This is a genomic window from Wolbachia endosymbiont (group A) of Rhinocyllus conicus (assembly GCF_947250775.1).
Taxonomy (GTDB): Bacteria; Pseudomonadota; Alphaproteobacteria; order Rickettsiales; family Anaplasmataceae; genus Wolbachia.
On record NZ_OX366349.1, the window covers coordinates 725,108 to 738,981 of the forward strand.

Genomic DNA, 13,874 nt, shown 5'->3' on the forward strand with positions numbered 1-13,874 from the left:
GTTACGCACAATTGTACAAACATTGTAGCCGTTATTCAAGTAGCCCGCAGAAACGAAAAAACTTCCTTGACAAACTCCGCCAGCCCCCTTATTATGAGAATAAGGGTATTTATGACTCAAAACTTGTTTTTGACCTGCAGGCTCAATGACAAAATTCAGTAAAAAACTCAGGGTATTTTTTGGCGGATTACATAAAATTATAGCGGCTGCATGTCTTTTTTATTTTTTCTACATTCAGCCAAATCGCGCTTATTTTAAGCGTTAGCACATTATTACAGCGCCACTTACAGTAATATAGAGTCAAAACTCGCACCACGGGAGTTCTTTGCCTTTTTTTTCATTTGGTAAATTTCTTAATGTTTGTAGCTAAAAGAGCCCAAGAGAGGTGTCATCCCGCTGCTTGTTAGCGGGATCTATGTTAAGAGATACCGCGAATGAATCGCGGTATGACGTAGGAATGAATCGCGGTATGACGTAGGACTGCTGTCATCCCAGTGCCCAGACACTGGGATCCAGTTTTCCATATAATCTCATCAAAAATGTTTATTTTCTAGCTACTTTTATACTTATCAACTCAGTATGCTTACTTACAATTAAAATTCCTGGATCCAAGTAGTCAAGCTACTCGGATGACACCCTCCTGATGGGCCCAAATCACAATGTTCGTACAGTTGTGGGCGGTATGACAGCGTTAGCTATACTTTTATACTCACCAACTCAGCATCCAATCAAGTAGTCAAGCTACTTAGATCTGGTGGACTCAAATCACAATGTTCATACAGTTATGCTGTGCCCTATGGTGTGATGTTCTACGAGTTGGGTAACAGGAGGTAATGCAAGAAGTCTAATAGCGCAGCAACACGGAACCCCATGTGAGACCTGCACCTATTGCAATCAGCAGTACCAGATTTCCTGATTTTATTTTTGATTCTTGTATTGCATAGTCTAAGGCCAGTGGAATTGACGCTGCTGAGGTGTTTGCATGCTTATCAACGGTATTAATCACTTTCTCTATAGGAAAATCTAATTTCTTTACTACTGCTTCAATAATACGAATGTTTGCTTGATGGGGAATTAACCAGTCAATATCAGTGATTTTCAAATTATTGCATCTTAGTGTTTCCTCTACTGAGGCTGTTAACTTATCCACTGCATGTTTAAACACTTCTCTTCCATTCATGCATATTTTTCCAGAATCATCAGTAGAGGATACCCCTCCGTTCGTACATAATATGTCCACATTGCCATCAGAGTGTAAGTTTGTTGATATGATGACGCTGCTACCCATTTCCGATTTTATTATCACTGCACCAGCACCATCACCAAAGAGTACACAAGTTGACCTATCTTCCCAGTCAACAATCCTAGACATTATTTCAGCACCAATAACGAGCGCATATTTAATTCTATTGTTAGATTTTATGAGCGAATCAGCAACTGTAACTGCATATATAAAACCAGAGCATGCTGCTTGTACATCAAAAGAAAATGCGTTTTTACATTTTAACTTACTTTGTACAATCGTTGCACAGCTAGGCAAAGTTTTATCAGGCGTTGTTGTTGCAACTATAATCAAGTCAATTTCATCTACTGAAATTTTAGCTTTTTCTATAGCACTTTTTGCTGCATTTACAGCTAGATCTGACGTTAATTCTCCTTCATCTGCTATATGCCTTTGAACTATTCCTGTTCTCTGCCTTATCCATTTATCGCTTGTCTCAACTATCGATGCAATTTCGTTGTTACTCAACGTTTTTCTTGGTAGATAAGATCCAGTGCTTAATATGAAACTTTTATTCAATATGACTTACCCCGTTAATTATCTTTTGATTTAAATTTTCACTAATTGCATTTACTGCAAATTTTATAGCATGGGCAAAAGAAATAGCATCAGAATTTCCATGACTTTTAATGATGATACCATTCAGCCCTAAAAACATAGCTCCACTTCTAATTTTGGGATTAAAACGCGTTAATGCTTTATTTAGTTTAGATTTTAACAATATACCAATAAGCATTTTCGCTATCCACGAGTTGAATACTTCCTGCTTTATTAGATTGATAAAAGTACTAGCGGTTGCCTCAGCTGTTTTGAGCATTACATTGCCAACAAAACCATCAGCAACAATCACATCTATATTACCCTCTAAAAATTCACTTGCCTCTATATACCCTTTGAAATTAATGCCTGGAGCGTTTTTAAGCAACTCAAAAGCGCCGCGCACTGAGTCATTACCTTTAACTTCTTCTGTACCGATATTTAGCAAAGCAACCTCAGGATTGTCAATTTTTAGCGCTACTTTTGCAAATATACTTCCCATTAATGCAAATTGGAATAACGAATCGGCATTACAATCGACATTTGCACCAAGGTCAAGCAAAGCGAAGCTTTTTGTCTTAGTTGGACAGATAGAGACAATAGCAGGACGATAAATATTTGGTAATGTTCCTAAAATAAATCTGGAAATTGCCATCAACGCCCCGGTGTTGCCTGAAGATACCACTCCGAAAGCTTTACCTTCTTTCACTGCAACAATTGCAGCTTTCATACTTGAGTCTTTACGATGTCTCAGCGCAAAAGATGGCTTATCATTCGCAAGGACATTGTCAGAACAATGAGTAAACTCAGAATTGTTACTTACTTTTTTATATTTCAAAAGCAAAGGAGATACTTTTTCCTTATCTCCATAAATATGAAAAAGAACTTTAATGCCTGGGTCAACAAGATTATCCAAAAAAAAACCAGCACCCTGAATTACGGAAAGAGGCGCAAAATCGCCCCCCATAGCGTCAAGTGCAATAACTATGTGATTATTGACCGTAGGTAACATACCATAATAGTCATTCTGCCTGTTGCTTAATGAAAACTCGTTTTCCTTTGTAACTGCCATCTACTGCTACATTATGAGGCAACATGAATTCTCCAGTTGTTGAACATACCACAACATTCTTAGGCTCAATAGCATGATGAGAACGATGCATATTACGCCTTGACTTCGACTTTTTTCTTTTTGGAACTGCCAAAACTTCCTCCATTCTCTACAAAATTCAATTCATTAATAACATGTTTTTTACAAGAAGTAAACAGGGATAATAAAATAAGTAAGGTTTGCTTATGTAATTGAGTCCTATAGCTAAAGTGGCTTAGGTTTACCTACAATTTGAAAAACCGTCATTCCGCTACTAGTTAGCGCCGCGGCGGTATGACGTAGGGAAACCTTTCTTGGGTTAAGCTTTAAATTAAAACATCAAGTATGTTGAACTTAAAACATATCTCAGCTATACTTTGCGATAAAGTTAATAAAAATTTTAATAAAATCAGTAAGACTAACCTCTAGCTAAAATGAATACAAAGTGAGCTTTTTTGATATAAATAGCGTTAGAATAATTGGTAGGTACTTTATCAATTTTTTGTTAAGGCTTGGTAGTGCATTCATATTTTTTATTCAATCTCTATACCACTGCTTTGTGCCACCATATTATTTTAGCAACGTAGCAAAACAAATTATAGAGATAGGCTTTTTCTCTCTGCCAATTGTTGGGCTCACTGGAGTTTTTATAGGAGCGGCGATAGTTTTACAAAGCAGCTTGAGTGACTCATTAATTAACCAAGAGCAGATAATACCCAAACTTGTTACGATCACTATCATTAAAGAGTTAGGACCAGTTTTGATCAGCTTAATAATGGTAGGGAAGGTTGGATCATCAATTGCAGCAGAAACTGGTACAATGCGCATCACCGAGCAAATAGATGCCCTTACAACTTTGAATATCAACCCTTTCAAGTATTTAATTGCACCAAGGATTTTAGCGTCAATCATAGTATTTCCCATACTTACAGTATGTGCAGATCTAATAGGAATATTTGGAGGATGTATCACTGCAGTCTTCGAATTTAACCACAATTTAAATATATACATTAAATACACAGCTCAGTTCTTTAATACGTACGATCTTATAACTGGGCTAGCTAAAGCAACTGCATTTGGCGCCATAATTTCTGTCTCAAGTTGCTATTACGGTTATCATTGCAAAGAAGGTGCACGAGGAGTAGGTGTTGCTACAACATCAACTGTTGTTTTATCGTCCATACTGATCATTTTAGCAAACTACATGATTACTTTGATACATGCGTAACCCCATAATATCAATATTGAACTTAAGCTTATCTTTTGATGATAGGACAGTACTAAAAGATCTAAGTTTCGATATATTAAAAGGGGAATCATTAGTCATACTTGGCGGCTCAGGAAGCGGCAAATCTGTACTAACAAAAACAATTATCGGCTTGCTTGCTCCAGACTCAGGGTCTGTTAAAATAAATAGTAAAAGCAAAAATAAATTTGGGGTTTTATTTCAAAATTCCGCTTTATTTGACTACGTTACAGTGTGGGAAAATATATCTTTTAATTATAAAAAGCGCTTTAATATCAGCAAAAAGGAGGCAAAACAGCTAGCAATCGAGAAGTTAAATGATGTTGGACTGGAGGAAAGCATAGCAGATATGTTTCCAATAGAGCTATCAGGTGGAATGAAAAAAAGAGTAGCACTTGCAAGGGCGATTGCACACAATCCAGAAATCATCGTATTAGATGAGCCAACTTTAGGATTGGACCCAATTATGTCAGATATAGTAAACGAGATAATAATAAAATTATCTAAAGATCTTAACACTACAATTATCACGATTACACATGATATTCATAGCGCATTTAAAATAGCTGATAAAATAGCAGTATTACATGAAGGGGAGATCATTTCCCATGGAACTGTTCAGGAAATACAAAATACTAATAACGAATATATAAAGAAATTCATTCGTTATATAAGGTAGCAGACATTGGAATTCGGATTTTTTCAAACTGGGTCCTATAGCTGACCCAAGCAACACGTCATACCGCGATTCATTCGCGGTATCTCGGCATAGATTCCGCTAACTAGTAGCGGAATGACGAATTTGTCGTTTTTCAAATTGTCGTAAGTCAGTTTAGCTATATATAGGATGACAGAAATTGTTTGTATTAGCTATATTCAAAAGCTCTATTGATATTTTGCAATATTTGTGATAAAATAATAGCTTAAGGTTGAGAGTAAAAATTTATGAGTGAAGCTCAAGGTCCAAATATTGCAGAATGGCAAGCGCAGCAGCAACACCAAGAAGCCGCTGGTGAGAAAAGTGGTTTTGGTCTTGGTCATAGTGACTCTGTTTCAACAGTCGTGGATGGAATGAAATGGTTGTTCAACTTTCATGAAGGAGCAATTGCTGCTTATAGTAACGTGTTTGAAAGTTTGGTAAGTGGCAGTAGTTTAGTAACACTGTTTGGAAAATCAGGTAATATGTTTGGCATAAAATTTCTTGAAAGCATTGCAGAACATTTTTCAGGTGGAGGTGGGGAAGATATGCCATCAGAAGGAATGGATATGGCTCATGGTGATGAGGGACCTCACTCAGATGATTACCCTCATGCCAATAATGAAATGGCTCATAATGCTGATGGTTTGCAAGACATGCATGATGCAGGTGATCACCATGGTCAATCTTTTTCACCTGGTCCTTCACCATCTGTTGGCGATGACCACGGACATGAACTTGGTTAAACGCTTAAAAACTGCTGAATAGTATGCGAGAAGACCTAATAAGAAAAGTTGCTATTGTTGTGAGTTTGTCTTAGTGAAAAAGGTTTCAGTTTTAGGATCAACAGGAAGTGTTGGAAAAAAGACTGTAGATTTGCTCTCAAGGAGAAAAGAAGAATACCAAGTGGAAGCACTAAGTGCCCATTCAGACTTTGCTCTACTGGCACACCAAGCAAAACTGCTGAATGCAAAATACGTTGCTATCTCCGATGAAAGGTTTTACAAAGATTTAAGAGAAAACCTACTTGGTACAGATGTAAAAATAGCAATTGGCGCTACAAATATTGCTACCATACCTGTTGATCTCTCAGTTGTTGCAATAATTGGCATTGCAGGCCTTGAACCAGTTATGCACATCATAGAAAGCGGTACTAAAGTCATTGCACTAGCAAACAAAGAAAGCATTGTTTGCGGTGGAAAGTTATTACTCAAAAAAGCTAAAGAAAAAAACGTACAAATAATCCCTATCGACTCTGAACACAACGCAATTTTTCAAGTTTTGCAAAATGACGACAAATGCGTAGAAAAGATCATACTTACTGTTTCTGGTGGACCATTCTTAAACTATAGTTCTGAGCAATTAAGAAATGTCACGGTAGATCAGGCGCTTAGTCACCCCACTTGGAATATGGGAAGGAAAATCTCAGTTGATAGTGCAACAATGATGAATAAGGCACTAGAGATAATAGAAGCACATAACTTGTTTAACATCAGCCCGGATAAAATTGAAGCAATAGTGCATCCTGAGTCAATAGTACATGGAATTGTAACTTATAAGGATGGGTTCAACTTTGCTGTGCTTGCAGAAACTGACATGGCAATTCCTATTTCATATGCTTTGTCTTGGCCGGAAAGATCAGCTTTAAATCGTAAATTAGATTTAACAAAGCAAGGAAAATTGACCTTTCAAGAACCAGACCATAAGCGTTTTCCTGCGCTAAAGCTTAGCATGGCAGTGTTAAACTCTTCTGCTCCACAAACAAACAGTATTGTGCTCAATGCTGCAAATGAAATAGCTGTTAATGAATTTTTGAAGTCACGAATTGGCTTTTTAAAAATAGTAGAGGTAGTGGAATCAACAATGGAAAGTTTTGATAGTTACACTGATATTAATTCACTATCTGATATAATAAATATTGATTGTGAAAGTCGTATTATTGCTAATAAAATTGTTGAAAGTAAAGTTGTTGCGTATAGCTAGAGTAATGTAACCAGACTGCATTCTGTGATTTTAGCAAAACACGATCTTTCATTTGAGCTTTCTTCAATTTAAAATAAATACAGAAACTAGCTATCTTCAAAAATATGGTTGAATAATTGTATCCGTTCAGGCAATGGCATCAACTTAAGGGATGTTAAGGAGTAAAATACTACAAGAGACAGCACTTTTGTTTCTATTTTATTGCAACAAAAAAGTTTAAAATGTGTCATTTTTAGGTGAGGCATGCAAAAAGGAAAAGATCTTATCTTACAAATTAAAAATGCAATATACTCGAAAACTTTTCAGAAAATCCATTGTGTTGAGTTTTACACGAACAAGAAAACTTCCTTTTTCGACAGTATTTTCTATAGTTAGTTAAAAAAAGTTTGGGAATAGAATGTGAACTTATGGAGCCATTGACATGTACCCTCAAAGCAAGCTTTTTCTAAAGCAAGGTATAAGATTTGCCATACAGGCTTTCAAGAATTTAAGCATCCAAACAGCCTATCAGGATGAACCTGAGTTGGAGAGGCTATAGACTTATTGCAGCAGATGGTTCTGGTATTCAGCTCTGAGGAAATTGTATCCGAGTTTGAACCAAATGGAACAACAGGCACCATTGGCAATTTGTTTGTTGATTTGTGTACTTCGCTGATTTGTAGTGCTCGTTTTACGGCTTGGAATATAGGTGAACAAACGTTGGCGGAAGAGCAATTACCCGAAGTTATCACTCAAATGCGTTCATTAAATCAAGAGAAATTATTATTTATCTATGATCGTCTTCAGTAAAATTCATTCAGCAGCATGATGATTTGGAAGTAGATTTTATTTTTCGCTTGCAAAAAAGAAATTATAGCAAGCTATGGGAACGCTGGCGAATTAGATTTTGATTTTATATTGGAAAATGAAAATCTAAAAAATAAAATGAAAGGACAGAAAGTAAGAGCTAACATTAGCCAACGGAGAAACAGAGTTTTTGATCGAGACTTTGGAGTAAAGCTTATGTATTAAGGTGGCACATAGAGGAGTGCTATAAACGACTCAAAGTAGGAGCAGAGTTAGAGAATTTTTCTGGAGAGGCTGTATTACAAGAATTTTGGGCAAACTTGGTCATGTGCAATATATTATCGCTTCATATGTGTGATGCACAAGGGCCTTCCCAGATCAAATTGCTGAGAAATTTTTCAGTTTTATTTGGTGTGATGAGGCAATCAAGTGCTTGTTGCACCAAAAAACTTTCAAGCCCTTTTTAAGTATACGCACTAAAGTTAAGATCCGACCGGGAAGATTGTATAGCCGCGATAAAGTAGATAAGCCTAAACGCCATCATGTCTTTAGGAGAGTTTGCTAATGTATGCTCTTAAGTTGACGCCATTGACTGTTCTCCCTCGTCATACCGCCGCAGACCGTCATACCGCCGCGGTATCTCATCAGCTAACAAGCAGCGGGACGACAGCAGTACTACGTCATACTACCGCAAACCGTCATACCGCCGCGGTATCTCTAGATCCCGCTAACAAGTAGCGGGATGACGGTTGTCAGGCTAGCTGTCATCCCAGTGCCCAGACACTGGGATCTCATTTTACTCTATAATGGCAGTGCCTCTATGATGTAAGGAATCCAGTTTTTATGCAATCTCATCAAGAACGTTGTGTTTTAACGTAAGGTTGGCTACTTTTACACTCACTAACTTAGCTGGATCCCAGTGTCTGGGCACTGGGATGACGAGAAAGGAGCACTGGAATGACACCCTCCTGATGGGCCCAAATCACAATGTTCGTACAGTTGTGGGTTTAGTACGCCTTATAATTCTCAAACTGCTGTTCCGAATTAGAATTATTAAATTCACTATAAGGAGGAGCGCTTGGAGGAGAGTAAGGAGGAGGTGGTCCATAATTCCTAACTGCTTCTTTAGCCTTCTCAATATTATCTGATTCTTTCTCATGCTTCATATGAAAAGCTAAACCACCAGCAAAACATACGAGAGAATTAACGCCAAGGATAACTAAACCCCACACTGGTAACACTGGATAAACAGCACAAGCTACCAAAGCCGCTAAAGAAACAGCGCCAACCGCAAATTCTATATTCCTAAGCATCTTAAGCTTATTATCAAGATACCGTCTTGTGAGTCAATAAAAAAATTATTCAAACTGTACCGTAATCAAAAAATACTTCCAACCCACATCCTGTATAGCGTTATACACTAACCAACAACATTTAATAAATTTGTGTAAGGTACTATTCCACATAAGATGCGATAAGAGCATTTTTTGATTTTAAACTTCAGATACCATTTTGTTAATCAGCAAGAAAATTCAAGATTAACATTTAACTTCCTTTGTTGCTTTACACCATAGAATAAACTCATCCATCTCCATATTGAGTATTTGCTCAATTCCACCACCCGTGACAGAGCTGAGTGCAAGTACTTTCGATCTCAAGTTTTTTGTATAATCGGTGAAAAAAAATCCTTTAGCACTTCTTGTACTTTAGCATAGTCTGCAATATCCAACTCTTCTACAGTTTCCTTCGTAACCGATGTTAAATTTGCAGTTAGGGTGATTTCCTTACTCAAGTCACTACCATTTAAGCGTTCAATTGCCAAATAATCCCTAACTTTTGGACGCCTAATAGTTAGCTCTGCAACAGAAACCCCATCAACTGTTATTGGATTATTGAGTATTATTGTTTGCATAAGTTTACACTCCTAAAAAATAAAATTCTAAAGTCTTTTGTAATTAATATAGATTGGAAGCATTTTTTAATTTTAAAGTACTAAACCTTTATTCAACCTTCTAGCTCTGTAGTTCTTGATATGATCTGGGTCAAAAGCCTTTCTTGAACTTAAAACACCAAAGACTATATGAAGTAACTTACGCATTGCAGCACCAACTATAGACATAGCATGCTTGCCTTTTTCTTTTAATTTTTCGCAAAAAGTCATAACAATAGGATTGTGATTCTTAGCTACTATAGCAGGAAAATACATTGCCTTACGTAATGTTTGTAAACCGGTTTTACTTAATCTGGGCTTGGCATGTACAGATGAGCCTGATGTTATATTTCGTGGTATAGTTCCAGCGTATGCTGCCAATTGCCTGGCATTTATAAAGGCTTTTATATCAGGAATTTCAGCTAAAATAGCTATTGCTGATTCTTCTCCTATTCCTGGAATAGTTAATAGGAGTTGAAAGTCCTCCAACAAATCTTTGTGTTGTTTTAATAGTTCACGTATGGAGTTTTTTATTGTTTCTATTGATTGTTCTATGTGCATTGCAAGGCTTTCCCAAGCATTTACAACTTCTTCAGATAGTCTCTCTTTTTTTTCTAAATGATTATTTACTAATGTTAACTCATTTTTTAACGCATCTGAGCAACGATAAAGATGTTTTAATTTTTTCTTTTTAGGAGATGGTGGCATCCAACGGGAAGGTTCCTGTTTTTGACAATAATCTGCAATAATCTCTGCATCAATCTGATCATTTTTTTGTCGTGTAAGCTTACTTTTTGCATAAAATCTTATGCAAGCTGGGTTTACAACACTAACAAAATGTCCAGCATTGTATAGAAATTCAGCTAAAGCCTCGCTATAACAACCCGTGAATTCCATGCAAGCTTTTACTTCTTCTACATTATGTTTTTGTAGAAAGTTCAGCAAACCTTGAAACCCTGTATCATCGTTTTTAAACTTCCGTTTTCTAGTTTCACGTTTTCCTTTTTTACTTATAAATGAGAGAGAAACATCAAAGTGTTCTTTTGAAACATCTATACCTAAAAAGTTGTTGATCATATGTAACTCCATATACTACTATTAAAAATGAAAAGTAAGGCTTACCTTGTGAATACAGAATTAGAACCATTTAGGTCTTTCTATGATACCGTCCAGCCTGTACTTTTGAGAAGGGAACTCTTGTCTTGCTAACAGATTTTATATCTAAGATAATCTTCAAAGTTATTCCCTTCTCCACCTAATGCTTAAGCTTAAAACACCAGATGCTTTTTTCAAGATACAAGATAATCTCTAACTTTTGGACGTCTAACAGTAAGTTCTGAGACAGAAATTCCATCAACTGTTATTGGGTTATTAAGTGTTATAGCTTGCATGTTCCTCCTTAAAAAGCTAATTAAATAAAAATCTATATCGGCTTTTACATAACTAATTTCTTTGTTATAACTATGGTGCTATAAATAGGATTAGCTTTGATAAGAATCTTTCCTATGTTCAATTGAAGTAATAACTACTGTATGCTCTGGCGCATCTATGTAATAAAGTATACGGTAGGTACTTACACGTAGACTACGTTGCCCGCTTAAGTTGTGCTTTAATGGCTTTCCAAGTCCAATTGGATCAGCTGTTAGACGCTCCATTATTGCCTTCTTAATCATTAACTTTACTTTTGCTGGAAGAGCCGGAATGTCTTTCTTTATAACAGATTCTGAATAGTCTATATTGTAAGGCTTAATCCCAGAAGGCATCTTGATGTTTAACCCTCTTTTCTTTATAGCGTTCGTCAGCAATCTTAGATAATTCCATATCTTCAATTTCTTCTTCCATTAATTCAGTTAATAACTTTAAAACGGACTTGTCTTGAGATTGTGCTACACTAACAAGTAAACCAGTTAGCTGCTCTATGGAATTTGTATGAGCTTTAGAATCCATATTAACTATATACCTACAACTTCTTATATTTTAACATTTTTATGTAATTTTGTCAACCATATTAGATCCCTAGAATCGTTTGTAGCAAGGCCATTTGATCAACACCATTTATCTTTCTAATCATATTTTCAGCATCGATTTCTATCAGCTCATTACCGCCTATAGTAAGTTTATAGTAATGGGCAGCTACAGTACATTTCAGCGTTGCTTTCTCAGCAGGTTTCCAGTTACCAAAATCAAATTCTTTAAAAATGCCTCTTAAATTGATTATTACTGCTCCAATATCATTACTTCCACTACCTTGCATTCCACCTCTGAGCGTCAAAGATACCGAATTTCCATTTATCAACCCAAATAGCCGAAAGAGCTCTGTATCGTATTCAGCAAAAGTGAAATCTGCTTCAAGCTTTTCCATGCCCATGTCAATATTTATTGGAATATCCATACCACCAGCTCTATATTCTTCTGTTTTTATGGTAAGTTTTGGCAAGGTTACTTCATCTATTTTTCCTGCATAGCCTTTACCATCTACGAATACGTTAAAATTCTTTAAAATCTTCGGTAACATTCTTCTCCCCCTTTTCTCCCCTTTTTACGATATTGCGCCACTCACAAGGTGTGACCTGAAAGTGATCTGTTCTGCTGGATATGGTGGTGTAAACTCAAAATCAAAATACACTTTACCACTTGCAATATTTGCTTGGGTATTAAGCTCTGGATTGGCATAACACCTTCCACTGATAATCGCTCCTTGTGCTTTTAAACTTGCTAGGTAGGAATTAACACTCTCTATCACTTCATCTATATAAGTTTGGTAATATTGCGATCAGCTGCCCATAGATGAGCTCGCAGTAGACTATCATTGATTAAATCTGCAGTACGCCTAACAGGCAGAAAAGCCCACCTTTCATCGTTTGAACATGTTCTATTTCCCCATAGTCTGTAGCCATTTTGATGAATGATTGTCGTGACTTCATTTTCATTTAAGTAATTTGCTCTACAACTTGTATCACCGAGCGTAAAATCAATAGCTCTGCTTGTTCCAACAATACCATTTATCTCTTTATTTGAAGGCGAATGCCAAAATCCTTGTTCACTATCTATTTTTGCTATTAAACCAGCAACAAATGGACTTGGCGGTTTTTCCTCCCCTTCAAACACCTTTACCCATGGATCAACTACGTAAACTCTGCTACTGCCTACACTTTTTCTCCACTTTATTGCTTCTTCATCATTGGTATTTGGCCCATCTGCTACTATTATTGCTCTTAGCTTTTCTGCTATCGGTATTAAAGCGCTAACCACTGGATTCACAGACCCTTCGGGCAATTGATGAGTAAACTGAGGGGCAATTAGTATTCTTGGGGCAACATGGACTATACTTTCACTGCTGAGGAATGCTTGAATCCCTTGATATTCCCCGGTTTCTTCATCAACTCCTCCAATGATGTTTTTTAACGTTTCTTCTTCTTGATCAGCATCTTTAACTCGAATAACTACTACTGTTGCACCAACCTGGGAAAATATTCCATTCACTGCAGAAGGCAGAGTTCCTCTCTTTCCAAGTTTTGCTGCTTCCTTTAAACTTCCCGCTATTAATACTGGTTTATTCAGTGGAAACTTTTGCTCGTCAGCTTCCGGAGCAGTACCAATTACGCCAATTACCGATGATTTAGCTGTGCGTACTGTCCTTGCTCCAGAGGTAATCTCAATAACATTTACCCCATGTAAAAACTGTTCTGTCATTTTTCTCCTTGTAATGTTGAATTTCGGAAAGTGGATAGAGAAAAGGTTTCTTTTTTAGCTCTCTAAAACCTTTTGCATTTTTTGCTTAAAATCGTTGAGTAAACTCTGCAGCTCTTCTTTATTCCTGACTTCCTTAATTTTCTTCTTAGCTAAGTCTTCAAGCTCTTCGCATTTGATTATTGCTTTTACTGCTTTTTTTGCTTTTTCCTGAATTATTCTTGCCATTTCAATAACCGTAATATCACGGACTTTTGCTAAAGGTTCTATGATTTCTACATCTTTTTCGTCTATAGATTCTGGTGATGTTAAAATGTTCTCTGCGGCTTTTGCTTGTATTTCGTACGACTTAAGCTTCTGATGAGAATATCCTGCATATTGGTGAGTATAGTTATTATAATAAGCACGAAGACTAGAAAATGCAGAAAGTTTCGCAGTTTCCAATAATTCCAGCTCAATATCTTCTTGACTCCTTTCAACAATTTTCCCTCCTTCTGTTAACCGATAACTCTTTTGCCAGTCGAAATTCTTTGGCGCTTCGTACCAATCATTCCCAGTTGGCTTGCTTTCAAGCGTTGTTGTTTCAATTTGCTTGTTGTTTTCAAAATGAATATAAATTGGCATTGGTTTTCT

General features: G+C 36.6%; 15 protein-coding genes and 3 pseudogenes. 5 read left to right on the forward strand and 13 right to left on the reverse strand.

Features of this window, described 5'->3' with window-relative positions:
- Nucleotides 1-844: 844 nt before the first annotated feature.
- The 3 genes from OOK92_RS03665 to rpmF are packed head-to-tail and all read right to left on the reverse strand — an operon-like array spanning nt 845 to nt 3,024.
- Nucleotides 845-1,801, reverse strand: coding sequence for a beta-ketoacyl-ACP synthase III (locus tag OOK92_RS03665; protein ID WP_264688027.1), 957 nt, complete (start codon nt 1,799-1,801; stop codon nt 845-847).
- Nucleotides 1,794-2,831 carry a phosphate acyltransferase PlsX gene (gene plsX / locus OOK92_RS03670; RefSeq protein ID WP_253310008.1) on the reverse strand — a complete coding sequence of 346 codons (1,038 nt, stop codon included), beginning with the start codon at nt 2,829-2,831 and terminating at the stop codon, nt 1,794-1,796. Before plsX ends, OOK92_RS03665 begins: the two co-directional genes overlap by 8 nt.
- A gap of 10 nt (nt 2,832-2,841) precedes the next feature.
- Nucleotides 2,842-3,024, reverse strand: coding sequence for a 50S ribosomal protein L32 (gene rpmF / locus OOK92_RS03675; RefSeq protein ID WP_010962967.1), 183 nt, complete (start codon nt 3,022-3,024; stop codon nt 2,842-2,844).
- Between the two features lie 330 nt (nt 3,025-3,354).
- On the opposite strand from rpmF, the gene OOK92_RS03680 reads away from it, so the two are divergent.
- The 5 genes and pseudogenes from OOK92_RS03680 to OOK92_RS03700 all read left to right on the forward strand — a co-directional run bounded on the left by OOK92_RS03680 (nt 3,355) and on the right by OOK92_RS03700 (nt 8,186).
- A complete protein-coding gene (locus OOK92_RS03680; protein WP_264736291.1) occupies nt 3,355-4,137 on the forward strand; it encodes an MlaE family ABC transporter permease in 783 nt (260 codons plus the stop codon).
- Nucleotides 4,130-4,834, forward strand: a complete 705-nt coding sequence (locus tag OOK92_RS03685; protein ID WP_264736292.1) for an ABC transporter ATP-binding protein — start codon at nt 4,130-4,132, stop codon at nt 4,832-4,834. The genes OOK92_RS03680 and OOK92_RS03685 overlap by 8 nt, the downstream gene beginning before the upstream one ends.
- A 266-nt stretch (nt 4,835-5,100) precedes the next feature.
- The gene (locus OOK92_RS03690; protein ID WP_264731950.1) at nt 5,101-5,598 is read left to right on the forward strand and encodes a hypothetical protein; all 498 of its coding nucleotides are present in this window, start codon (nt 5,101-5,103) and stop codon (nt 5,596-5,598) included.
- A 73-nt stretch (nt 5,599-5,671) separates the two neighbouring features.
- Nucleotides 5,672-6,835: a 1-deoxy-D-xylulose-5-phosphate reductoisomerase gene (dxr, locus tag OOK92_RS03695; protein WP_264731948.1), complete on the forward strand. Its 1,164-nt coding sequence runs from the start codon at nt 5,672-5,674 to the stop codon at nt 6,833-6,835.
- A 243-nt stretch (nt 6,836-7,078) separates the two neighbouring features.
- Nucleotides 7,079-8,186: pseudogene (locus tag OOK92_RS03700) on the forward strand (transposase).
- Between the two features lie 276 nt (nt 8,187-8,462).
- On the opposite strand, the gene OOK92_RS03705 reads toward OOK92_RS03700, so the two are convergent.
- From OOK92_RS03705 to OOK92_RS03750, 10 genes and pseudogenes are all read right to left on the reverse strand, one after another.
- Nucleotides 8,463-8,585 (reverse strand): hypothetical protein, encoded by a 123-nt coding sequence (locus tag OOK92_RS03705; RefSeq protein ID WP_264688022.1) that lies wholly within the window; start codon nt 8,583-8,585, stop codon nt 8,463-8,465.
- A 43-nt stretch (nt 8,586-8,628) separates the two neighbouring features.
- Complete coding sequence (locus tag OOK92_RS03710) at nt 8,629-8,934, reverse strand: hypothetical protein (RefSeq protein ID WP_264736293.1); 306 nt, start codon at nt 8,932-8,934, stop codon at nt 8,629-8,631.
- Between the two features lie 341 nt (nt 8,935-9,275).
- On the reverse strand, nt 9,276-9,533 hold the full coding sequence (locus OOK92_RS03715; RefSeq protein ID WP_264735355.1) for a phage tail assembly protein: 258 nt from the start codon (nt 9,531-9,533) through the stop codon (nt 9,276-9,278).
- Between the two features lie 72 nt (nt 9,534-9,605).
- Nucleotides 9,606-10,628 (reverse strand): IS110 family RNA-guided transposase, encoded by a 1,023-nt coding sequence (locus OOK92_RS03720; RefSeq protein ID WP_264735356.1) that lies wholly within the window; start codon nt 10,626-10,628, stop codon nt 9,606-9,608.
- Nucleotides 10,629-10,849: 221 nt separating this feature from the next.
- Nucleotides 10,850-10,942 (reverse strand): annotated as a pseudogene (locus OOK92_RS03725) (phage tail assembly protein); the annotation flags it as partial.
- A gap of 90 nt (nt 10,943-11,032) precedes the next feature.
- Nucleotides 11,033-11,314: a type II toxin-antitoxin system RelE family toxin gene (locus tag OOK92_RS03730; RefSeq protein WP_143688798.1), complete on the reverse strand. Its 282-nt coding sequence runs from the start codon at nt 11,312-11,314 to the stop codon at nt 11,033-11,035.
- A complete protein-coding gene (locus tag OOK92_RS03735) occupies nt 11,298-11,498 on the reverse strand; it encodes a hypothetical protein (protein WP_007303020.1) in 201 nt (66 codons plus the stop codon). Before OOK92_RS03735 ends, OOK92_RS03730 begins: the two co-directional genes overlap by 17 nt.
- A 61-nt stretch (nt 11,499-11,559) precedes the next feature.
- Nucleotides 11,560-12,066, reverse strand: coding sequence for a phage major tail tube protein (locus OOK92_RS03740; protein ID WP_264736294.1), 507 nt, complete (start codon nt 12,064-12,066; stop codon nt 11,560-11,562).
- Nucleotides 12,067-12,090: 24 nt separating this feature from the next.
- A pseudogene (locus OOK92_RS03745) lies at nt 12,091-13,244 on the reverse strand (phage tail sheath subtilisin-like domain-containing protein).
- Nucleotides 13,245-13,298: 54 nt separating this feature from the next.
- Nucleotides 13,299-13,865: a hypothetical protein gene (locus OOK92_RS03750; protein ID WP_264735743.1), complete on the reverse strand. Its 567-nt coding sequence runs from the start codon at nt 13,863-13,865 to the stop codon at nt 13,299-13,301.
- Nucleotides 13,866-13,874: the final 9 nt, after the last annotated feature.